General features: G+C 57.5%; 17 protein-coding genes. 14 read left to right on the forward strand and 3 right to left on the reverse strand.

Annotated elements, in window-relative coordinates; genetic code table 11:
- Positions 1-46 precede the first annotated feature (46 nt).
- Both gntK and gntU read left to right on the forward strand, forming a co-directional pair.
- Positions 47-577, forward strand: a complete 531-nt coding sequence (gene gntK, locus CWM61_RS07835; RefSeq protein ID WP_012540395.1) for a gluconokinase — start codon at positions 47-49, stop codon at positions 575-577.
- Positions 577-1917, forward strand: coding sequence for a gluconate transporter (gene gntU, locus CWM61_RS07840; protein ID WP_061153086.1), 1341 nt, complete (start codon positions 577-579; stop codon positions 1915-1917). The genes gntK and gntU overlap by 1 nt, the downstream gene beginning before the upstream one ends.
- On the opposite strand, the gene CWM61_RS07845 is transcribed toward gntU, so the two are convergent.
- Positions 1914-2276: a hypothetical protein gene (locus CWM61_RS07845; RefSeq protein WP_074387043.1), complete on the reverse strand. Its 363-nt coding sequence runs from the start codon at positions 2274-2276 to the stop codon at positions 1914-1916. The genes gntU and CWM61_RS07845 overlap by 4 nt on opposite strands.
- A 103-nt stretch (positions 2277-2379) precedes the next feature.
- Here CWM61_RS07845 and asd point away from each other — a divergent pair, with 103 nt between their 5' ends.
- From asd to CWM61_RS07885, 8 genes are all read left to right on the forward strand, one after another.
- Complete coding sequence (gene asd, locus CWM61_RS07850) at positions 2380-3486, forward strand: aspartate-semialdehyde dehydrogenase (RefSeq protein WP_061153088.1); 1107 nt, start codon at positions 2380-2382, stop codon at positions 3484-3486.
- Between the two features lie 237 nt (positions 3487-3723).
- Positions 3724-5910 (forward strand): 1,4-alpha-glucan branching enzyme, encoded by a 2187-nt coding sequence (gene glgB, locus CWM61_RS07855; RefSeq protein ID WP_100631030.1) that lies wholly within the window; start codon positions 3724-3726, stop codon positions 5908-5910.
- On the forward strand, positions 5907-7883 hold the full coding sequence (gene glgX / locus CWM61_RS07860; RefSeq protein WP_100631031.1) for a glycogen debranching protein GlgX: 1977 nt from the start codon (positions 5907-5909) through the stop codon (positions 7881-7883). Before glgB ends, glgX begins: the two co-directional genes overlap by 4 nt.
- A gap of 80 nt (positions 7884-7963) precedes the next feature.
- Positions 7964-9259: a glucose-1-phosphate adenylyltransferase gene (glgC, locus tag CWM61_RS07865; RefSeq protein ID WP_008806989.1), complete on the forward strand. Its 1296-nt coding sequence runs from the start codon at positions 7964-7966 to the stop codon at positions 9257-9259.
- Positions 9259-10692, forward strand: a complete 1434-nt coding sequence (gene glgA / locus CWM61_RS07870) for a glycogen synthase GlgA (RefSeq protein ID WP_004202133.1) — start codon at positions 9259-9261, stop codon at positions 10690-10692. The genes glgC and glgA overlap by 1 nt, the downstream gene beginning before the upstream one ends.
- 17 nt (positions 10693-10709) lie before the next feature.
- Positions 10710-13157: a glycogen phosphorylase gene (gene glgP, locus CWM61_RS07875; protein WP_061153092.1), complete on the forward strand. Its 2448-nt coding sequence runs from the start codon at positions 10710-10712 to the stop codon at positions 13155-13157.
- A 214-nt stretch (positions 13158-13371) separates the two neighbouring features.
- Positions 13372-13719, forward strand: a complete 348-nt coding sequence (locus CWM61_RS07880) for a type II toxin-antitoxin system RelE/ParE family toxin (RefSeq protein ID WP_074387047.1) — start codon at positions 13372-13374, stop codon at positions 13717-13719.
- Positions 13719-14018 (forward strand): helix-turn-helix domain-containing protein, encoded by a 300-nt coding sequence (locus CWM61_RS07885; RefSeq protein WP_074387048.1) that lies wholly within the window; start codon positions 13719-13721, stop codon positions 14016-14018. The genes CWM61_RS07880 and CWM61_RS07885 overlap by 1 nt, the downstream gene beginning before the upstream one ends.
- A 62-nt stretch (positions 14019-14080) precedes the next feature.
- Here the strand turns inward: CWM61_RS07885 and glpD are convergent, their stop codons facing one another.
- Positions 14081-15589 carry a glycerol-3-phosphate dehydrogenase gene (glpD, locus tag CWM61_RS07890; protein WP_074387049.1) on the reverse strand — a complete coding sequence of 503 codons (1509 nt, stop codon included), beginning with the start codon at positions 15587-15589 and terminating at the stop codon, positions 14081-14083.
- A 203-nt stretch (positions 15590-15792) separates the two neighbouring features.
- On the opposite strand from glpD, the gene glpE reads away from it, so the two are divergent.
- From glpE to CWM61_RS07905, 3 genes are read left to right on the forward strand one after another with little or no spacing between them, the layout of a single operon-like run.
- Positions 15793-16122, forward strand: a complete 330-nt coding sequence (gene glpE, locus CWM61_RS07895; protein WP_032733885.1) for a thiosulfate sulfurtransferase GlpE — start codon at positions 15793-15795, stop codon at positions 16120-16122.
- Between the two features lie 50 nt (positions 16123-16172).
- Positions 16173-17003 (forward strand): rhomboid family intramembrane serine protease GlpG, encoded by an 831-nt coding sequence (glpG, locus tag CWM61_RS07900; protein ID WP_008806994.1) that lies wholly within the window; start codon positions 16173-16175, stop codon positions 17001-17003.
- A gap of 49 nt (positions 17004-17052) precedes the next feature.
- Positions 17053-17811, forward strand: a complete 759-nt coding sequence (locus CWM61_RS07905) for a DeoR/GlpR family transcriptional regulator (RefSeq protein ID WP_002920548.1) — start codon at positions 17053-17055, stop codon at positions 17809-17811.
- Between the two features lie 15 nt (positions 17812-17826).
- On the opposite strand, the gene malT is transcribed toward CWM61_RS07905, so the two are convergent.
- A complete protein-coding gene (gene malT / locus CWM61_RS07910) occupies positions 17827-20532 on the reverse strand; it encodes an HTH-type transcriptional regulator MalT (RefSeq protein WP_061153094.1) in 2706 nt (901 codons plus the stop codon).
- Positions 20533-21156: 624 nt separating this feature from the next.
- On the opposite strand from malT, the gene malP reads away from it, so the two are divergent.
- Positions 21157-23547, forward strand: coding sequence for a maltodextrin phosphorylase (gene malP / locus CWM61_RS07915; protein ID WP_100631032.1), 2391 nt, complete (start codon positions 21157-21159; stop codon positions 23545-23547).
- Positions 23548-23555: the final 8 nt, after the last annotated feature.

Consider the following 23555-nt stretch of genomic DNA (forward strand, 5'->3'; position numbering starts at 1 on the left):
GATGAGTCAGCCACGGTGCGGCGTACCTGTCCGGTGGGAGGATGCTTTGAGCACGACTAATCATGATCACCACGTCTATGTTCTGATGGGCGTTTCCGGCAGCGGGAAATCCGCTGTCGCCAGCGAAGTGGCGCATCAACTGCATGCCGCGTTTCTTGACGGCGACTTTCTGCATCCGCGCAGCAACATCACCAAGATGGCCTCCGGTGAGCCGCTGAACGATGATGACCGCACGCCGTGGCTGCAGGCGCTGAATGACGCCGCGTTTGCCATGCAGCGTACCAACAAGGTGTCGCTGATTGTTTGCTCGGCGCTGAAGAAGAGCTACCGCGACATTCTGCGCAAGGGCAACCCGAACCTCTCCTTCATCTATCTGAAAGGCGATTTCGACGTGATCGAAAACCGTCTGAAGGCACGCAAAGGACACTTCTTCAAAACCCAAATGTTGGTGACGCAGTTTGAAACGCTGCAGGAACCAGGCGCCGACGAGAGCGATGTGCTTATCGTCGATATCGACCAGCCGCTGGAAGGCGTGGTGGCCAGCACCATCGAGGTGATCAACAAAGGCAGTCACTAGTGAGTACTTTAACGCTTGTTTTAACAGCAGTCGGCTCGGTATTGCTGCTGCTGTTTTTAGTCATGAAAGCGCGGATGCACGCCTTCGTGGCTTTGATGGTGGTTTCTATTGGTGCAGGTCTCTTCTCCGGTATGCCGCTGGATAAAATCGCGGCGACGATGGAGAAAGGGATGGGCGGTACGCTGGGCTTCCTGGCGATCGTCGTCGCGCTCGGCGCGATGTTCGGTAAGATCCTGCATGAAACGGGGGCGGTCGATCAGATTGCCGTCAAGATGCTCAAATCCTTCGGCCATAGCCGCGCGCACTATGCGATTGGTCTTGCCGGTCTTATCTGCGCGCTGCCGCTGTTCTTCGAAGTGGCGATCGTGCTGCTGATTAGCGTCGCCTTCTCGATGGCGCGCCATACCGGCACTAACCTTGTGAAGCTGGTGATCCCGTTGTTTGCAGGCGTTGCCGCCGCCGCGGCGTTCCTGCTGCCGGGGCCGGCGCCGATGCTGCTGGCGTCGCAGATGCACGCCGACTTTGGCTGGATGATCCTGATTGGCCTGTGTGCGGCGATCCCGGGGATGATTATCGCCGGTCCGTTATGGGGGAATTTCATTAGCCGCTACGTTGAGCTGCACATTCCTGACGATATCAGCGAACCGCATCTCGGCGAAGGCAAAATGCCGTCCTTCGGCTTTAGCCTGTCGCTGATCCTGCTGCCGCTGGTGCTGGTAGGCCTCAAAACCATCGCCGCGCGCTTTGTGCCGGTGGGATCTACCGCCTACGAATGGTTCGAGTTTATCGGCCATCCGTTCACCGCGATCCTGGTTGCCTGTCTGGTCGCGATCTACGGTCTGGCGATGCGCCAGGGGATGGCGAAAGACCGCGTGATGGAGATCTGTGGCCACGCGCTGCAGCCGGCGGGGATTATCCTGCTGGTGATCGGCGCCGGCGGCGTCTTCAAGCAGGTGCTGGTTGACTCCGGCGTCGGCCCGGCGCTCGGCGAAGCGCTGACTGGCCTGGGTCTGCCGATTGCGATTACCTGCTTCGTGTTGGCGGCTGCCGTCCGTATCATTCAGGGGTCCGCGACCGTTGCTTGTCTGACGGCGGTCGGTCTGGTGATGCCGGTCATTGAGCAACTGAACTACAGCGGCGCGCAGATGGCAGCGTTGTCTATCTGTATCGCCGGCGGCTCGATTGTGGTGAGCCACGTGAACGATGCCGGCTTCTGGCTGTTCGGTAAATTTACCGGTGCGACGGAAGCCCAGACGCTGAAAACCTGGACCATGATGGAAACCATCCTGGGTACCACCGGGGCGATTGTCGGTATGATCGCCTTCCAGCTGCTGAGCTAAGCCCGCTCACCTCCCGCTCGCGGGGAATAAAAAGCCAGGGTAACGCTACTTACCCTGGCTTCTTTGTAATAAGCCGCCCTTTTTCCCTCTTTTCCCCTTCCGCTACCCACGACGATGAGCACTACGACAAGACTCGTATCCCTCATCAGGCCCTGCTGTGTCTGGGTTTGTCGCTTTTTTTTGGCAAGCGGCAAATCACTCGATTTCGCGCTTAATCCATAATCAGGATCAATAAAATAGCGACGGAAAATATTCCATTCCCCGGGGGATTTCCCCGATAATCGTTGCGTTTTTGACGACGACCAGCGACGGTGGACAATGTGCAGGATAAGTTGCATTTCTGATTGTTCAGCAATCATTGATTAATTTCACTTGCGACTTTAGCTGCATTTTGTAAGGTGAGGGATAATCCAGTTGGAAACTGGCCAGGCACAAACAGCACACACCTCGCAGGAATACGTTATGAAAAATGTTGGTTTTATCGGCTGGCGCGGAATGGTCGGCTCTGTTCTCATGCAACGCATGGTTGAAGAGCGCGATTTCGACGCCATTCGCCCGGTGTTCTTCTCTACCTCCCAGCTGGGACAGCCAGCGCCGTCATTCGGCGGTAGCACCGGTGGCACGCTTCAGGATGCGTTCGATCTGGACGCGCTGAAGGCTCTGGACATTATTGTCACGTGCCAGGGCGGCGATTACACCAACGATATTTATCCGAAGCTGCGCGAAAGCGGCTGGCAGGGTTACTGGATTGACGCCGCGTCGTCGCTGCGCATGAAGGACGATGCGATCATTATCCTCGACCCGGTTAACCAGGACGTGATTACCGCCGGCCTGAACAACGGCGTCAAAACCTTTGTCGGCGGCAACTGTACCGTCAGCCTGATGCTGATGTCCCTCGGCGGCCTGTTTGCCCAGGATCTGGTGGAGTGGGTCAGCGTGGCGACGTACCAGGCGGCTTCCGGCGGCGGTGCGCGTCATATGCGCGAGCTGCTGAGCCAGATGGGTCAGCTGCACAACCATGTTGCGGCAGAGCTGGCGAACCCGGCTTCCGCCATTCTGGATATCGAGCGCAAAGTGACGTCGCTGACCCGCAGCGGCGAACTGCCGGTCGATAACTTCGGCGTGCCGCTGGCGGGCAGCCTGATCCCGTGGATCGACAAACAGCTGGATAACGGCCAGAGCCGCGAAGAGTGGAAAGGCCAGGCGGAGACCAACAAGATCCTCGCCACCTCGTCCGTTATCCCGGTAGACGGCCTGTGCGTACGCGTTGGCGCACTGCGCTGCCACAGCCAGGCGTTCACCATCAAGCTGAAAAAAGATGTGTCTATCCCGACCGTTGAGGAACTGCTGGCCGCGCACAACCCGTGGGCCAAAGTGGTCCCGAACGATCGCGAGATTACCATGCGCGAGCTGACCCCAGCCGCGGTGACTGGCACCCTGACCACCCCGGTAGGGCGCCTGCGTAAACTGAATATGGGGCCGGAGTATCTGTCGGCCTTTACCGTTGGCGACCAGCTGTTGTGGGGCGCCGCGGAGCCGCTGCGCCGGATGCTTCGGCAGCTGGCGTAAGCGCAGGATGAACATAAAGGGGGTCTTCAAGCCCCCTTTTTTTTTGCGTAATACAAGGAGTAAACGCGGATGTTAGATTTTTCCCCACGGAGGTAACCCAGCCTTGGCTATGCTTTAAGTAAGGAATTCCTTACCTGAAGGTGGGACGGAGCAGGAGGATGCTGAGAGCACTGCGCCGTTCAGGTCAAAAAAGTCGCCAGTTACAGGAATGAGCGACACTTACAACAGGATGAAAGCATGTCTAATCATATCGATAGAGACGTGATTAATGCGCTAATCGCCGGTCATTTCGCGGACCCTTTTTCCGTGCTCGGCATGCACCGTACTGACGCCGGGCTGGAAGTGCGCGCATTATTACCCGATGCCACCGAAGTGTGGGTTATTGAACCGAAAACCGGACGCAAAGTCGGCAAGCTCGAATGCCTCGACTCGCGTGGTTTCTTCAGCGGCGTTCTGCCACGTCGCAAAAACGCCTTTCGCTATCAGCTGGCCGTCACCTGGCACGGGCAGCAGAACCTGATTGATGACCCTTATCGCTTTGGTCCGCTATTGCAGGATCTTGACGTCTGGCTGCTGTCGGAAGGGACCCACCTGCGCCCTTACGAAACGCTGGGCGCACACGCTGCCACCATGGACGGCGTCACTGGTACCCGTTTCTCGGTGTGGGCGCCGAATGCCCGCCGCGTGTCGGTGGTGGGGCAGTTTAACTACTGGGATGGCAGACGCCACCCGATGCGATTCCGCAAAGAGTCCGGGATCTGGGAGCTGTTCGTTCCCGGCGCGCATAATGGCCAGCTGTATAAATTCGAACTGATTGACGCCCACGGCCATCTGCGGGTCAAAGCCGACCCTTACGCCTTTGAGTCGCAAATGCGTCCGGAAAGCGCCTCGCTTATCTGCGACCTGCCGCCCAAAGTGGAACAGCCGGCGGACCGCAAAGCGGCGAACCAGTTTGATGCCCCGATCTCTATCTATGAAGTGCATCTCGGCTCCTGGCGCCGTCATACCGATAATAATTTCTGGCTGAGCTACCGCGAGTTGGCCGACCAGCTGGTGCCCTACGCGAAATGGATGGGCTTCACCCATCTCGAACTGCTGCCGGTTAACGAGCACCCGTTCGACGGCAGCTGGGGCTATCAACCCACCGGGCTCTATGCGCCGACCCGCCGTTTCGGCACCCGCGACGATTTCCGTTACTTTATCAACGCCGCGCACGCCGCCGGGCTGAACGTCATTCTTGACTGGGTGCCCGGCCACTTCCCGGCGGATGATTTTGCCCTTGCCTCGTTTGATGGCACTTCGCTGTATGAGCACAGCGATCCGCGCGAGGGGTATCACCAGGACTGGAATACCCTGATCTACAACTATGGTCGTCGCGAAGTCAGCAACTTCCTCGTCGGTAACGCGCTGTACTGGATCGAGCGCTTCGGTATTGATGCCCTGCGGGTCGACGCGGTGGCCTCAATGATCTATCGCGACTACAGCCGCAAGGCAGGTGAGTGGATCCCCAACGAATACGGCGGCCGGGAAAATCTGGAAGCCATTGAGTTTCTGCGCAGCACCAACCGCATCCTCGGCGAACAGACGCCGGGCGCGGTGACGATGGCGGAAGAGTCCACCGATTTTGCCGGCGTCACCCGTCCGCCAGCCGGCGGTGGGCTGGGCTTCTGGTTCAAATGGAACCTCGGCTGGATGCACGACACCCTGGATTACATGAAGCTCGATCCGGTGCATCGCCGCTACCATCACGACAAAATGACCTTCGGCATGCTCTACAACTACACCGAGAACTTCGTGCTGCCGCTCTCCCATGATGAGGTCGTACACGGTAAAAAATCGATTCTCGACCGCATGCCGGGAGATGCCTGGCAGAAGTTCGCCAACCTGCGCGCCTACTACGGCTGGTTGTTCGCCTTCCCGGGTAAAAAACTGCTGTTTATGGGCAATGAGTTCGCTCAGGGCCGCGAGTGGAACCACGATGGCAGCCTCGACTGGCATCTGCTGGAAGGCGGCGATAACTGGCACCACGGCGTCCAGCGACTGGTGCGCGACCTGAACCACACATATCGTCACCATAAAGCGCTGCACGAGCTGGATTTTGACCCCTACGGTTTCGAATGGCTGGTGGTCGACGACCATGAGCGTTCGGTATTTGTCTTTGTGCGCCGTGACCGGGCCGGGAATGAGATTATCGTCGCCAGCAACTTTACGCCGGTGCCGCGCCACGACTACCGCTTCGGCATTAACCAGCCGGGACGCTGGCGCGAGGCGTTGAATACTGACTCAATGCACTATCACGGCAGCAACCAGGGTAACGGCGGTGTGGTGGAGAGCGACGCGATCGCCAGCCATGGCCGCGAGCACTCGCTATCGCTGACCCTGCCTCCGCTGGCGACGATCTGGCTGGTTCGGGAGGCGCAATGACCACCCTCGCGGCAGGCAAACCTGCGCCGTTGGGCGCCAGCTATGACGGTAAGGGAGTGAACTTTGCGCTCTTCTCCGCCCATGCGGAGCGGGTGGAGCTGTGCGTGTTCGACGAGCAAGGCAATGAGCAACGCCTCGACCTCCCGGCGCGCAGCGGTGACATCTGGCACGGCTGGCTGGCCGCTGCCGGGCCGGGCCTGCGCTACGGCTACCGGGTGCATGGCCCCTGGGATCCGTCGCAGGGGCACCGCTTTAATCCGGCAAAGCTGCTGCTCGATCCCTGCGCGCATCGGGTCGAGGGCGATCTGCCGGATGACGAACGCCTGCATGGTGGAATGTGGGAGCCGGATCATCGCGACAGCGCCGCAATCGCGCCAAAATCGCAAGTGGTGGATCTGCATTACGACTGGCTTGGCGATAAACCGCCGCGTACCCCGTGGGGGGAAACGGTGATTTATGAAGCGCACGTGAAAGGACTCACCCTGCTGCACCCGCAGCTGCCGGAAGCCATTCGCGGAACTTATAAGGCGCTGGGCCACCCGGTGATGATCGCTTACTTCAAATCGCTGGGCATCAGCGCGCTTGAGCTGATGCCGGTGGCGCAGTTTGCCAGCGAGCCGCGTCTGCAGCGGATGGGGTTAAGTAACTACTGGGGCTATAACCCGCTGGCATGGTTTGCGCTGGATCCGCGCTATGCCAGCGACCCCGCGCGTGCCCTCGATGAGTTTCGTGATGCGGTTAAGGCGCTTCATGCCGCCGGCATCGAGGTGATTCTGGATGTTGTGCTCAACCATAGCGCGGAAATCGATCTTGAAGGACCCACCGTCTCCCTGCGCGGAATCGACAACCGTAGCTATTATTGGGTAAGGGAGGATGGCGATTATCACAACTGGACCGGCTGCGGTAATACGCTCAATCTCAGCCACCCCGGGGTGGTGGAATGGGCGCGCCAGTGTTTGCGCTTTTGGGTGGACGAGTGCCATGTCGACGGCTTTCGCTTCGACCTTGCCTCGGTGATGGGGCGGACGCCGGAATTCCGCCAGGATGCGCCGCTGTTCGAGGCTATCCGCCGCGACAGCGTGCTGTCGCAGGTGAAACTGATTGCAGAACCCTGGGATATCGGCCCGGGGGGGTATCAGGTGGGCAATTTTCCGCCGCTGTTTACCGAGTGGAACGACCATTTTCGTGATATTGCCCGTCGTTTCTGGCTGCAGCAAAACGTCTCCCTGGGTGACTTTGCCCAACGCTTCGCGGCTTCCAGCGATATTTTTGCTCGCGATGGCAAGCTGCCATCGGCGACGGTCAACCTGGTGACGGCCCATGATGGCTTCACCCTGCGCGACTGCGTCTGTTTCAATCAGAAACACAATGAGGCAAACGGGGAGGAGAATCGCGATGGGACTAACAATAACTACAGCAACAATCATGGTATAGAGGGATTAGACGCCAATCTTGCGGTGATTGAACGGCGGCGTGCCAGCGTGCATGCGCTGCTGACGACGCTGCTGTTGGCTCAGGGGACGCCGATGCTGCTGGCGGGCGATGAGCAGGGCCACAGCCAGCACGGCAACAATAATGCCTACTGCCAGGATAACGCGTTGACCTGGCTGGACTGGCGCCAGGCGAACCCGGGATTAACCGCGTTTACCGCGGCGCTGATCCACCTGCGCCGCCGCATTCCGGCGCTGACCGGCAACCGCTGGTGGCAGGAGGGGGATGGCAACGTCCGCTGGCTTAATCAAAACGCCCAGCCGCTGACTGCCGGGGAGTGGCAGCAGGGCGCAGCGTGTATGCAGGTCCAGTTGTCTGATCGCTGGCTGCTCACGCTGAACGCCACCGCAGAGGTGGTCGATATGGTTTTACCTGAGGGGGAATGGCGCGCCGTTCCTCCCTTCGCCGGAGAGGATAATCCGGTCATCATGGCTGTCTGGCATGGGCCCGCGCACGGAGTGTGCGTATTTCAAAGGTCGTAATCCCTGAAGCTTCCGGTTGAACTCGTGGCGGCGGCGCGGCGGGATGAGAAGGAAAGCTGGGGTGTAAAAAGGAGTTAATCATGGTTAGGCTTGAAAAAAACGATCCGCTGATGCTGGCGCGTCAATTACCCATCAAATCCGTGGCGTTGATCCTCGCGGGCGGGCGTGGCACCCGGCTCAAGGATCTCACCATTAAGCGTGCGAAACCTGCCGTTCACTTCGGCGGCAAGTTCCGTATTATCGATTTCGCATTATCTAACTGCATTAACTCAGGGATCCGCCGTATCGGCGTCATTACCCAGTATCAGTCGCACACGCTGGTGCAGCACATCCAGCGCGGCTGGTCGTTCTTCAGCGAAGAGATGAATGAGTTTGTCGATCTGCTGCCAGCCCAGCAGCGCGTGCACGGCGAAAACTGGTATCGCGGTACGGCGGACGCCGTGACGCAGAACCTGGACATCATCCGCCGCTACAAAGCGGAGTACGTGGTGATCCTCGCGGGCGATCATATTTATAAGCAGGATTACTCGCGCATGCTGATCGACCATGTCGAAAAAGGGGCGCGTTGCACCGTGGCCTGCATGCCGGTGCCCATTGAAGAGGCATCCGCCTTCGGCGTTATGGCGGTCGATGAAAACGAAAAAATCATTGAGTTCGTCGAGAAACCCGCTAACCCGCCGGCGATGCCAACCGATCCGACCAAATCACTGGCCAGTATGGGCATTTATATCTTTGACGCCGCCTATCTTTATGAGCTGCTGGAAGAAGACGATCGCAACGAAAACTCCAGCCACGATTTCGGCAAAGATATCATTCCGAAGATCACCGAAGCTGGCATGGCTTATGCACATCCTTTCCCGCTCTCCTGCGTGCAGTCTGACCCGAACGCTGAGCCGTACTGGCGCGATGTGGGGACGCTGGAGGCTTACTGGAAGGCCAACCTCGATCTGGCGTCAGTCACGCCGGAGCTGGATATGTACGACCAGAACTGGCCGATCCGCACTCATATGGAATCGCTGCCGCCGGCGAAGTTCGTGCAGGACCGCTCCGGTAGCCACGGCATGACCCTGAACTCGCTGGTTTCCGGCGGCTGTATTATCTCCGGGTCGGTGGTGGTGCAGTCGGTGCTGTTCCCGCGCGTGCGGGTGAACTCCTTCTGTAACATTGATTCGGCAGTCTTGTTGCCAGATGTCTGGGTAGGGCGCTCATGCCGCCTGCGTCGCTGCGTGATTGACCGCGCCTGCGTCATCCCGGAAGGTATGGTGATTGGTGAGAACGCGGAAGAGGATGCACGCCGCTTCTATCGCTCAGAGGAAGGTATCGTGCTGGTGACCCGCGACATGCTGCGGAAATTGGGGCACAAACAGGAGCGCTAATGCAGGTCTTACATGTATGTTCTGAGATGTTCCCGCTGTTAAAGACGGGCGGTCTGGCGGACGTCATCGGCGCACTGCCGGCGGCGCAAATTGCGGAGGGTATCGACACCCGCGTGCTGTTGCCGGCGTTTCCCGATATCCGCCGCGGCGTGGTGGATGCCCAGGTGGTGACCCGCCGCGATACCTTCGCCGGGCGGATCACGCTGCTGTACGGCCACTTTAACGGCGTGGGGATCTACCTGATAGATGCCCCACATCTCTATGACCGGCCGGGGAGCCCATACCACGATACCAACCAGCACGCTTATACCGACAACGTCCTGCGCTTTGCGCTGCTGGGCTGGGTGGGAAGCGAAATGGCCAGCGGACTGGATCCATTCTGGCGCCCGGATGTGGTGCATGCCCATGACTGGCACGCCGGCCTGACGCCGGCCTACCTGGCGGCGCGCGGACGCCCGGCTAAATCGGTCTTTACCGTGCACAACCTGGCCTACCAGGGGATGTTTTACTCCTGGCATATGAATGATATCGAGCTGCCGTGGTCGTTTTACAACATGCATGGCCTCGAGTTTAACGGTCAGATCTCGTTTCTGAAGGCCGGTCTTTACTACGCCGACCATATTACGGCGGTAAGCCCGACCTACGCGCGCGAGATCACCGAACCGCAATACGCCTACGGCATGGAAGGGCTGCTGCGCCAGCGCCATCATGAAGGACGGCTGTCGGGGATCCTCAACGGCGTTGACGACGGTATCTGGAGTCCGCAAAACGATCTGCTGCTGCCGATGCGCTACGATCGCGACACGCTGGAGGAGAAGGCGGAGAATAAGCGTCAGCTGCAGATTGCGATGGGCCTGAAGGTCGATGACAAAGCGCCGCTGTTTGCCGTGGTTAGCCGCCTGACCAGTCAGAAAGGGCTGGATTTGGTGCTCGAAGCGCTGCCGGGTCTGCTTGAGCAGGGCGGCCAGCTGGCCCTGCTGGGCGCCGGCGATCCGGTGCTGCAGGAAGGTTTCCTCGCCGCTGCCGCCGAACATCCGGGCAAAGTGGGGGTGCAGATTGGCTACCATGAGGCCTTCTCCCACCGCATTATGGGCGGCGCCGACGTCATTCTGGTGCCGAGCCGCTTTGAACCGTGCGGCTTAACTCAGCTGTATGGTCTGAAGTACGGCACGCTGCCGCTGGTGCGCCGCACCGGGGGGCTGGCGGACACGGTCTCTGACAGTTCGCTGGAGAACCTTGCCGATGGTCTGGCGACAGGGTTTGTCTTTGAGGACAGCAATGCGTTGTCATTGCTGCGCGCTATTCGTCGCGCCTTTGTTCTCTGGTCGCGCCCGTCGCTCTGGCGCTATGTGCAGCGTCAGGCGATGAATATGGATTTTAGCTGGCAGGTTGCCGCGAACTCCTATCGCGAACTTTATCAACGCTTGATGTAACCACTGGAGTCATTGTTATGAATGTACCCTTTAGCTATGCATCACCGACGCTGAGCGTTGAGGCGTTAAAGCACTCTATTGCCTATAAGCTGATGTTTATCATCGGTAAAGATCCGGCCATCGCCAACAAGCACGAATGGCTTAACGCCACGCTGTTTGCCGTTCGCGATCGCATGGTAGAGCGCTGGCTGCGCTCCAACCGCGCGCAGCTTTCGCAGGAAGTGCGCCAGGTTTACTATCTGTCGATGGAGTTCCTGATCGGCCGTACCCTCTCTAACGCGCTGTTGTCGCTGGGCATTTATGACGATGTGAGCAGCGCGCTGGCGGAGATGGGGCTCGATCTGGAAGAGTTGATCGACGAAGAAAATGACCCCGGACTGGGCAACGGCGGTCTGGGCCGTCTGGCGGCCTGCTTCCTTGATTCCCTGGCGGCGCTGGGCCTGCCGGGACGCGGTTACGGGATCCGCTACGACTACGGGATGTTTAAACAGAATATCGTCGATGGCCGGCAAAAAGAGTCCCCTGACTACTGGCTGGAATACGGTAACCCGTGGGAGTTTGAGCGCCACAACACCCGCTATAAAGTACGCTTCGGCGGCCGCATTCAGCAGGAAGGGAAGAAAACCCGCTGGATTGAGACGGAAGAGATTATTGCGGAAGCCTACGATCAGATCATCCCCGGCTTTGACACCGACGCCACCAACACGCTGCGTCTGTGGAGCGCGCAGGCCAGTAGCGAGATTAACCTTGGTAAATTCAACCAGGGCGACTACTTCGCTGCGGTAGAGGATAAAAACCACTCCGAGAACGTCTCTCGCGTGCTGTATCCGGACGACTCGACCTACTCCGGACGCGAGCTGCGTCTGCGCCAGGAGTATTTCCTCGTGTCGGCCACGGTACAGGATATCTTGAGCCGTCATTACATGTTGCATAAGACCTTTGACAACCTGGCGGACAAGATTGCCATTCACCTGAATGACACCCACCCGGTGCTGTCGATACCGGAGCTGATGCACCTGCTGATCGATGAACATAAATTCAGTTGGGACGAGGCGTTCGAGGTGACCTGTCAGGTCTTCTCCTATACCAACCATACGCTGATGAGCGAGGCGCTCGAGACCTGGCCGGTGGATATGCTGGGCAAAATTCTGCCGCGTCATCTGCAGATTATCTTTGAGATTAACGACTACTTCCTCAAGACGCTGCAGGAGCAGTATCCCAACGATACCGCGCTGCTTAGCCGTACCTCGATTATCGACGAGTCCAACGGGCGTCGCGTGCGGATGGCCTGGCTGGCGGTGGTAGTCAGCCACAAGGTCAACGGGGTGTCTGAGCTGCATTCGCGGCTGATGGTGGAGTCGCTGTTTGCCGAATTCGCCAAAATCTTCCCGATGCGCTTTACCAACGTCACCAACGGCGTCACGCCGCGCCGCTGGCTGGCGCTGGCCAACCCGCCGTTGTCGAAAGTGCTGGATGAGCATATCGGCCGCACCTGGCGGACCGATCTGAGCCAGCTTGAAGAACTGAAGCAGCATATCGACTACCCGACGGTCAATCAGGCGGTGCGTCAGGCTAAGCTGGAGAACAAACAGCGGCTCGCCAGCTATATTGCTCAGCAGCTCAATGTGGTGGTGAATCCGAAGGCGCTGTTTGATGTGCAGATCAAACGTATCCACGAGTACAAACGCCAGCTGATGAATGTGCTGCACGTCATTACCCGCTATAACCGGATCAAAGCCGATCCGCAGGCGGAGTGGGTGCCTCGGGTGAATATTTTCGCCGGTAAAGCGGCCTCGGCCTACTATATGGCCAAGCATATTATCCACCTGATCAATGATGTGGCGGCGGTGATCAATAACGATCCGCAGATTGGCGACAAGCTGAAGGTCGTCTTTATCCCCAACTACAGTGTAAGCCTGGCGCAGCTGATCATTCCGGCGGCAGACCTGTCGGAACAGATTTCTCTGGCCGGCACCGAAGCCTCCGGCACCAGCAATATGAAATTTGGCCTTAACGGGGCGTTGACTATCGGCACCCTCGATGGGGCAAACGTCGAGATGCAGGAGCACGTGGGCGAAGAGAATATCTTTATCTTCGGTAACACCGCGGAAGAGGTGGAGGAGCTGCGTCGCAGCGGCTATAAACCGCGCGAATACTACGAGCAGGATGAAGAGCTACACCAGGTGCTGACGCAGATCGGTACCGGTGTATTCAGCCCGACGGAACCGGGACGCTACCGCGACCTGCTGGATTCCCTGATTAACTTTGGCGACCATTATCAGGTGCTGGCGGACTATCGGAGCTATGTGGACTGCCAGGATCGCGTCGACGAGCTGTATCAACATCCGGAAGAGTGGGCCTATAAGGCGATGCTGAATATTGCCAATATGGGTTACTTCTCTTCCGACCGGACGATCCAGGAGTACGCGAAATATATCTGGCATATCGACCCGGTAAGGCTGTAAGCCAGTCAATGCAACACAACGGGGCCATTTGGCCCCGTTTCTGTCTGTGCGGAGAACGTTTTATTCGGAAAAGTGCCGGGGAGGATTCAGGCTATTGCGGGAATATACTATTGACGTGAATTCGCCAGCAGTACGATAAATGCTCAATAAGTTTACGTTCATAGCCTAATGGCTATAATATGGATGATAGCCTTTAGGCTATGAGGGATCGCCTATGTGGGATGTAGAAACGACGGATACGTTTGATGCCTGGTTCGAATTACAAAGTAGAGCTTTAAAAGAGGATATGTTGGCCACGATGCTCATCCTGTCTGAATTTGGTCCGCAGCTTGGGCGCCCGTATGTTGATACGGTGAAAGATTCAACGTTTCAGAATATGAAAGAACTTCGGGTTCAGCATCATGGGCTCCCCATCCGCGCCTTTTTTGCATTTGATCCTCTGCGGAAAGCTATCATTTTATGTGCGGGCAATAAGGATGGCATGAATGAGAAACGTTTTTACAAAGAGATGATTACTCTGGCTGATAGAGAATTCAGCAAGCACCTGACTAAGGAGCGATAATGGCCACGCTAAAAGAACTCATGGCGAAACAGAATCCTGAAAGCCAGCAGCGTATTGCAGCGAAAGCGGCAGAGATACGCCAGTCTGTCGCATTAAACTTGCTTCGTGAAGAGTTACAAATTTCACAAACGGAGATGGCTGCGGCTATGGGTGTAAAGCAGCCAACGATCGCTAAAATGGAACAGACTGATAACGACCCTCGTCTTTCGACCCTAAAACGCTACATTGCGGCATTGGGTGGAGAACTCAGTATAAATGTCACATTGCCGACTGGAAAAAAAGTCTCGTTTAATTTGTGAACAGGTATCCGGGCCAGGCGCAAGCCATAGCCCGGGTATTTCTCTCCTGGCGCCACGCGATGTCAGGACGCTAACGACAGCTCAGACTTTCCCGTATGTTGCGCCAGCCATTCGCTGATGCGCGCTTGCTGCTCGGCATTCAGCCACATTCCCTGTTTGGTACGACGCCAGATGGCGTCATCCAGACTGCGCACCCATTCGTGCTCAACCAGATATTTCAGTTCGGCTTCATAAAACTCATGGCCGAAATCTTCCCCCAGGTCGCCCAGGGCACTGGTTTCCTTCAGGATCCACTCGCTGTTGCTCCCGTAGGTGCGGGCATAATGGCGGGCCAGTGATTCGCTGATGAACGGGAAGCGACGGCGCAGTTTTGCCGCGTAGTCATCCCGGTCGCCGCCGATATCGCCCCCCGGCAGCACCGCGGTTTTGGTCCATGCCGGACCGATCCCTTTGTAATAGGGGGTCAGTTTTTCCAGCGCATGCTCGGCCAGTTTGCGATAGGTGGTCAGCTTCCCGCCGAAGACGGAGAGCAGCGGCGCCTGGCCGTTCTCATCGTGAATATCCAGGGTATAGTCGCGGGTAATGGCCTGCGGCGAATCCGACTCGTCATCGCACAGCGGACGGACGCCGGAATAGGTCCAGACGATATCGTCCCGGCTGAGGGTCTTTTTAAAGTGCGCGTTATAGACGTTCAGCAGGTAATTAATCTCTTTATCATCAATGGCCACCGCTTTCGGATCGCCCTTATACTCGACGTCCGTCGTGCCAATGATGGAGAACTCATCCATCCACGGGATAACAAACACAATACGTTTATCTTCGTTTTGCAGAATGTAGGCCTGCTTCTGAGTATGCACTCGCGGCACCACGATATGGCTGCCCTTGATCAGGCGGATACCGTAAGGCGAGCGCAGATGCATCCCTTCGTCGAAGAACTCTTTGACCCACGGGCCGGTGGCATTGACCAGACCGCGCGCCTTCCAGGTAAACCTCTCGCCGCTATCGATATCTTCCGCTTCCACCACCCACAGGCCGTTTTCACGTTTTGCCGAGATGGCGCGGGTGCGGGTGCGCACTTCGCCGCCTTTGCGGACGACCATCTGCGCGTTGGCCAGCACCAGGCGGGCATCGTCGACCCAGCAGTCGGAATATTCGAAACCGCGCACAATTTCCGGCTTCAGCACCGACTCTGCGCCAAAACGCAACCCGGTGGAGCCCGGCAGGCTGGTGCGTTTGCCCAGATGATCGTACATAAACAAGCCGATACGGATCATCCATGCCGGACGCAGATGTGGACGATGCGGGAGACGAAAGCGCATCGGGAAGGCGATATGCGGAGCCATTTTTAACAGCACTTCACGCTCGGCCAGCGCTTCGCTGACCAGGCGGAACTCATAGTGTTCGAGGTAGCGTAGCCCGCCGTGGATCAGTTTGGAACTGGCGCTGGAGGTAGCGCAGGCGAGATCGCGCGCTTCCAGCATCAGTACGGATAAACCCCGCCCGGCGGCATCTGCCGCGATACCGGCACCGTTGATGCCTCCGCCTATCACAATCAGATCTTTGGTTTCCACGTTCTTACCCTCTCACACTTTCGTTTAAGCTCACAAATGCTCGATATCGCTCACTATAGCAAACAAACGCGCTTTTGGTAACATCAAAAAAACATTTTGGAGTGATGGGTGTAACATATTGGCGTTTCTTTACCGCCTGACGGTACACTACAGGGTAAAATTGGGCCGCCATCGCCCGTCATGACGAGAAAGAGAAGAGAACCATGGAACAGTTTGAATGTATCAATGTTGAAGAAGCGCACCAGAAACTGCATCAGCAGAAGGCAGTGCTGGTCGATATCCGCGATCCGCAAAGCTATGCGATGGGCCATACGCCGGGCGCGTTTCACCTGACCAACGATACGCTGGGCGCGTTTATGCGTGATAACGACTTTGACACGGCGGTGATGGTGATGTGCTATCACGGCAACAGCAGTAAGGGCGCCGCGCAATATCTGCTGCAGCAGGGGTTTGATAAGGTCTACAGCGTTGATGGCGGGTTCGACGCCTGGCATCGCCATTTCCCGGCGGAAGTGGCGCACGGGACGTTTTAACGGCTGGCAGGTATACTATCCCCCTTTGTGTGGAATAAGCGATTCGCTGCATGTTAATGATTACCTCTTTTGCCAATCCGCGGGTGGCCCAGGCGTTTGTCGATTATATGGCGACGCAGGGGATTATCCTGACCATTCAGCAGCACGCCCAGAGCGACGTCTGGCTGGCTGATGAGAGTCAGGCCGGTCGCGTCAGGGCTGAGCTGGCCCGCTTCCTTGAGAATCCTGCGGACCCGCGTTATCTGGCGGCGAGCTGGCAGTCCGGACAGACCAATAGCGGGTTGCGTTATCAGCGCTTTCCTTTCTTTGCCACGCTGCGGCATAACGCCGGCCCGTTCACCTGGGCGATTCTGCTCATCTGCATCGCGGTGTTTATCCTGCAAAATCTGCTGGGCGATCAGCCGGTGATGATTTGGCTGGCCTGGCCCTACGATCCTTCGCTGCAGTTCGAAGCCTGGCGCTATTTCAGCCATGCTTTCATGCATTTCTCTCTGATGCATATTCTCTTCAACCTGCTATGGTGGTGGTATCTCGGCGGCGCGGTGGAAAAGCGCATCGGCAGTGGCAAACTGGTGGTGATCACCGTTATCAGCGCCCTGTTGAGCGGCTTCGTGCAGCATCAGTTTAGCGGCCCGTGGTTTGGCGGCTTATCGGGCGTGGTATACGCGCTGATGGGCTACGTCTGGCTGCGGGGCGAGCGCGATCCGCAGAGCGGTATTTATCTGCAGCGCGGGTTGATACTCTTCTCTTTAGTATGGTTAATTGCTGGCTGGTTTGACGTTTTCGGCATGGCGATCGCTAACGGCGCGCATGTGGCTGGTCTGGCGACCGGCCTGGCGATGGCGTTTGTTGATACCTTGCATGGGCGAAAACGCGCATAAAGACTTACCGACAGGGGTCGGGTAGGCGACATTTTTCCAGGGATATTTCATGAAACAAACACAACGTCATGACGCGATTATCGAGCTGGTAAAAAAACAGGGTTACGTCAGCACGGAAGAGCTGGTTGAGCAGTTCGCGGTCAGCCCGCAGACCATCCGCCGTGACCTGAACGATTTAGCCGAACAGAAAATGATCCTCCGCCATCACGGCGGCGCGGCGCTGCCCTCCAGCTCGGTGAACACCTCCTGGCACGATCGCAAAGCGACCCAGACGGCGGAAAAAGAGCGTATCGCCCGGCGGGTGGCCAGCGAGATCCCGGACGGCGCGACGCTGTTTATTGATATCGGCACCACACCGGAAGCGGTGGCGCATGCCCTGCTCGATCACAACGATCTGCGCATTGTGACCAACAACCTGAACGTGGCCAACACGCTGATGGTCAAAGAGGACTTCCGCATTATTCTCGCCGGCGGTGAACTGCGTAGTCGCGACGGCGGGATCATCGGGGAAGCGACCCTGGACTTTATCTCGCAGTTCCGTCTCGACTTCGGCATTCTTGGCATCAGCGGCGTCGACAGCGATGGCTCGCTGCTGGAGTTTGATTATCATGAAGTGCGCACCAAGCGCGCGATCATTGAGAATTCACGCCACGTGATGCTGGTGGTGGATCATACCAAGTTTGGCCGCAATGCGATGGTCAATATGGGCAGCATCAGTATGGTCGATGCGGTCTATACCGACGTGCTACCGCCGGCGGGCGTGCTGAAGGTCATCACCGATAACAACCTCCAGCTGGAGCTGTGCTAAACGGCAACGGCGTCGTCAGACGCCGTATCCCATCATCTTGAGTAACTGCTGAGCATGCTGCACCGCGTCCTGCCGGTGGGCGACGCCCAGTTTCTGATACAGGTTGCGAATGTGCGTCTTGATGGTGGTAGCCGCCACGTCAAGCTCGCCGGCAATCTGCTCGTTGCTGTAACCGGAATAGATTAAGCCAAGCACCTGCCATTCGCGCTGGGTCAGCGGGCTGGTGCGGATAAGCTCCGGCACCTCCGGATGATTCAGCAGCCGCTCGACGAACCCTTCGTCAAAGTGGGCGAATTTGTGGCGATGATGCTGGTTGATGTCGCGCAGAATACGCTGGGCTCGGTGTTGCTCCAGCTCCGGCAGGGTGTTCAGCTGGATCAGCTGGCGTAGCTGCTGAGCCATCGCCTCGCCTTCAATCACAAAGTGGTTGATAAAACCGGTGCGGTTGGCGAGCGTCAGGGCTTCGAGCAGGGCTTTCTGCGCTTCGCTCTTGCGTCCCGCCTGCCAGTACAGCTGGTTGAGCAGCAGCAGGTTGCGGTTAAGATCGCTCATCAAGCGCAGCGAACGCGCATTTTCGTTCAGCTCTTCCAGCACCATTTCCGCCGGTTCGAAATCGCCCAGCAGGATCTGCGCTCGGGCAATGTTGCGCCACTGGCTCTGCAGGAAGTGGTTGTTGGCGAACTCCGGCTTCGGCGTCTGGCGCAGCCAGTTGGCCGCCGCGGTTTTATCGCCGGTCATCTGCCAGTAGATCACCCGCACCTTATCGGCGTTGGAGACCCAGTCGCTGTGATAGTGACCGTTACCGAGCAGGTTTTCCAGCCGGTTCAGGTGGCTGCGGGCATTATCCAGATCGCCGCGCGCCAGCGAGCACTGGACCATCAGCGCCAGACACTGCAGCTGCTGCTGCGGCTGATACGTTGAGAGAACGTCCATCCCCTGGCGGGCGCAGGCTTCAGCTTCGTCGAGGCGCGCCCATGCCCACAGCAGCTGAGAGCGGATGCGCAGCAGGAACTCGTGCATCGGCAACTGCTCAAGGTGCTGTTCGCGTACCAGCTGGAAGGCTTTCTCCTGGCTCTCCCAGGCGGCCTGCAGGAAGCCCTGGGCAAAGAGGATTTCGCTTTGCTGAATGATGCTCCACAGCGCGTAATGCCACACGTCGTGGCGGCGGGCCATCTGTTCGGTCTGCTGCATCACCGCGAGGGATTTGGTCAGTTTCCCCTTACAATGGAGGACTTCACCATGCACCGAGGTGGCGACGATGCGGCTGTAATAGTTGGCTAGCGGCAGCTCTTCCAGGGCCACCATCGACAGACGTTCCGCTTCGTCCTGGTCGCCGTCGTTAATCGCTACCTGTGCGCGCAGAGCGTTGAAATCGCCATGCATCGCGGTGTCCATTTCCACACTCATCTCCTGCTCGGCGCGCGCCAGCAGGGTGTTGACTTCGCTGTAACGATGCTGGCTCTGCATCAGCCAGGCCTGCAGCAGGATCAGGCGCGGATTTTCCAGCAGATTTGACCAGGGCAGTGCCGACAGCGACTGCTCCAGCAGCCCCAGTTCGCTATGGTTAAACATGCCCCAGGCGTGGTTGAGTAAGATATCGCGCAGCATTTTGGCATCGCCAGCCGCCAGCGCATGATGAATGGCCTCGCTGGGGAACCCTTGCGCCATCCAGCTTTCCGCCGCAGCGCGGTGGATCTCCGGCAGTTCAACCGCCAGCTCCCACTGACAGCGCTGGCGCAGGAAGCTGCCAAACAGCGGGTGATAGCGGAACCATTCGCCGGAATCATCCATCCGCTGCAGGAACAGCCCCTGACGTTCGATCTCCTCCAGCTGCATCTGGCCATTCTCTTCGCCGGTGACGCGCACGATTAACGCGTCGTTCATTGAGCGCAGCAGAGAACTCTTCAGCAAAAAGCTACGCGTGCGGGCGTCGACGTTATCCAATACTTCATCCACCAGATAATCTGACAGATGGCTGGCGTTAATCCCGGCGAGGCGGCGGGCGGAGTGTTGGGCGGAAGAGTTATTCTGGCGGGCGGAGAGGGCGATGAGCTGCAGCGCGGTGGCCCACCCGGCAACATCGTCGCACAGCCGGCTGCTGTCGTCGGCTTCGATTGGCGACGTCAGACGGCAGTCGAAAAATTGTTTCGCTTCCTGGTGGGTAAAGGCCAGCTGCTGGCTGCCAATCTCCAGCAGCTGATCGCGGACGCGCAGGTTGGCAATGCCCAGCTGCGGCAAGTTACGCGACAGCACCACCAGAGTCATATTCTCCGGCTGATGGCGCAGGAAAAAGCGCATCGCGTCATGGATCACCGGATTATTGATCAGATGATAATCATCAATGACGAGGTACAGCGGGCGCTGCCAGTCGGCGAGTTCAATAAACAGCTGCGCAAAAAGGGAGGAGAGACTGGCGTACTGGCGCTTTTGCACCATCGCTTCACTGGCCGCGCAGTGGTTGCCGGTGGCCTGCTGAATCGCCGCGATCAGATAGCTGGCAAAACGCTCCTGCTGGTTGTCACCTTCGTCCAGCGAGAACCACCCGAGATCGTTTTTACCCGCGGCCCACTGAGAAATGAGCGTTGTTTTACCGTACCCGGCAGGGCTGGTGATCAGCACGAGACGATAATTGTTCGCGCCGGAAAGTTTCGCCAGTAGACGCTCACGAACCACAGTGTGTTCAAGGCGGACCGGACGACTTAATTTGGACGGAATCAACATAGTTCTACATTTCGCTGTGCAAGAGAGAGGTTGCGATTTTTTTTGCGCTTCGTAATTAATATCTAATAAGGTCGGTGATTATGAAATTTATTGCAAGTTATGTCCGAACTTTATGCTCTTGAATTTGCTCTATGTCACAAATTTTGACATTGGTTGAGAATGGGGAAAAATCGCAGACAGGACTCGCCGTCAGCGGTTTTTAGACGGCGGCTGGCGGAGCGGGGAGAGATTTATTTTATGTGAAGAGTAGTCGTTTGTTTTTATTAAATTATTGTCAGTGATTTCTTAGAAGTAATCTTTTTTGCGGGGCAATGTGATGAAATGTGCTTATTTCTCCAGAGCGCTCTATTTATTTTTTTAATAACCTGGCGAGAGGCGGGAAGATTTTTAGCGCGTATTGGCCTGTAACAAATTTTTACCCTGCGGACGTCGCTTCTTGATTGTCATACGGCGGTGATTTTTACAGCATATTTTTGCCTTCTCACCCACACTATAGTGTCCAGGATCACACTTTTCGCTCATCCCCGCCACTCCTCCCTGTCTAATCCCCGTCGGGATGAGGACGATGAATCGGGAGGTCGGCACACTAGCGCCATCGTTTTAGTAAAGGACCCGGATCTCATTATGTCACAGACTTCATTTAACAAAGCTCAGTTTCAAGCTGCACTGACGCGTCAGTGGCAGCATTTTGGTTTACAGTCCGCTTCCGAGATGACGCAGCGTCAATGGTGGCGCGCGGTCAGCGGAGCGCTGGCGGAACTTCTGTCGGCGCAGCCGGTGGCAAAACCAGCGCAAGGACAGCGTCACGTTAACTACATCTCGATGGAGTTTCTGATTGGTCGTCTGACCGGCAACAACCTGCTCAACCTGGGCTGGTACGAGGGCGTGAGCGATGCGCTGAAAGGTTATGACGTCAACCTCACCGATCTGCTGGAAGAAGAAACCGACCCGGCACTGGGTAACGGTGGCCTGGGACGTCTGGCTGCCTGCTTCCTCGACTCCATGGCGACCGTAGGCCAGTCGGCCACCGGTTACGGCCTCAACTACCAGTATGGTCTGTTCCGCCAGTCTTTTGACGATGGCCAGCAGATGGAAGCCCCGGATGACTGGGGTCGTAACAACTACCCCTGGTTCCGCCATAACGACGCGCTGGATGTCCAGGTTGGCATCGGCGGTAAAGTCAGCAAAAACGGCGAATGGCAGCCGGCGTTCGTCATTACCGGCGAAGCCTGGGATCTGCCGGTGCTCGGCTATCGCAACAATGTCGCCCAGCCGCTGCGTCTGTGGCAGGCCAAACACGCCCATCCGTTCAACCTGACCAAATTCAACGACGGCGATTTCCTGCGCGCCGAGCAGCAGGGTATCGACGCGGAAAAACTGACTAAGGTGCTGTACCCGAACGACAACCATCAGGCCGGTAAAAAACTGCGCCTGATGCAGCAGTACTTCCAGTGCGCCTGCTCGGTGGCCGATATCCTGCGCCGCCATCATCTGGCAGGTCGCAAGCTTTCCGAACTGGCGGACTACGAAGTGATCCAATTGAACGATACGCACCCGACCATTGCTATCCCGGAACTGCTGCGCGTGCTGATTGATGAGCACCAGCTGAGCTGGGACGACGCCTGGGCGATCACCAGCAAAACCTTTGCTTACACCAACCACACCCTGATGCCGGAAGCGCTGGAGTGCTGGGATGAGAAGCTGGTGAAAGCGCTGCTGCCGCGCCATATGCAGATCATTAAAGAGATTAACGACCGCTTTAAACTGCTGGTGGATAAAACCTGGCCTGGCGATAAGCAGGTCTGGGCGAAGCTGGCGGTGGTGCATGACAAGCAGGTTCGGATGGCTAACATGTGCGTGGTGAGCGGTTTTGCCGTCAACGGCGTGGCGGCGCTGCACTCTGACCTGGTGGTGAAAGATCTGTTCCCGGAATATAACCAGCTGTGGCCGAACAAATTCCATAACGTGACCAACGGCATCACGCCGCGCCGCTGGATCAAGCAGTGCAACCCGGCGCTGGCCTCGCTGCTGGATGAGACGCTGAAAAAAGAGTGGGCCAATGACCTTGACCAGCTGATCAACCTGGAAAAATACGCTGACGATGCGGCATTCCGTCAGACCTATCGTGATATTAAACAGGCCAACAAAGTCCATCTGGCCGAGTTTGTGAAGCAGCGCACCGGGATTGAGATTAACCCGCAGGCGATTTTCGATATCCAGATCAAACGCCTGCACGAGTACAAGCGTCAGCATCTCAACCTGCTGCATATTCTCGCGCTGTACAAAGAGATCCGCGAAAATCCACAGGTCGATCGCGTACCGCGCGTCTTCCTGTTCGGCGCGAAAGCAGCGCCGGGCTACTATCTGGCGAAAAACATTATTTTTGCCATCAATAAGGTAGCGGAAGCGATCAACAACGACCCGAAAGTCGGCGATAAGCTGAAAGTGGTCTTCCTGCCGGACTATTGTGTATCGGCAGCGGAAAAACTGATCCCGGCGGCGGATATCTCCGAGCAGATCTCCACCGCGGGTAAAGAAGCCTCTGGTACCGGCAACATGAAGCTGGCGCTGAACGGTGCGCTGACCGTCGGGACGCTGGATGGCGCTAACGTGGAAATCGCCGAACAGGTGGGTGAAGAGAACATCTTTATCTTCGGTCACACGGTAGAAGAAGTAAAAGCGCTGAAGGCGAAAGGCTACGATCCGCTGAAATGGCGTAAAAAAGACAAACTGCTTGATGCAGTGCTTAAGGAACTGGAGAACGGTACCTACAGCAACGGCGACAAGCATGCCTTCGACCAGATGCTGCACAGCCTGCTGCAGGGCGGCGACCCGTACCTGGTGCTGGCCGATTTCGCAGCCTACGTGGCGGCGCAAAAACGGGTAGATGAGCTGTATCGCGACCAGGAGGCCTGGACTCGCGCGACTATCCTCAACACCGCGCGCTGCGGCATGTTCAGCTCTGACCGCTCGATCCGCGATTATCAGCAACGTATCTGGCAGGCGAAACGCTAAAGGAAGGC

Source organism: Klebsiella sp. K-Nf6 (genome assembly GCF_002806655.1).
Lineage (GTDB): Bacteria > Pseudomonadota > Gammaproteobacteria > Enterobacterales > Enterobacteriaceae > Klebsiella > Klebsiella variicola.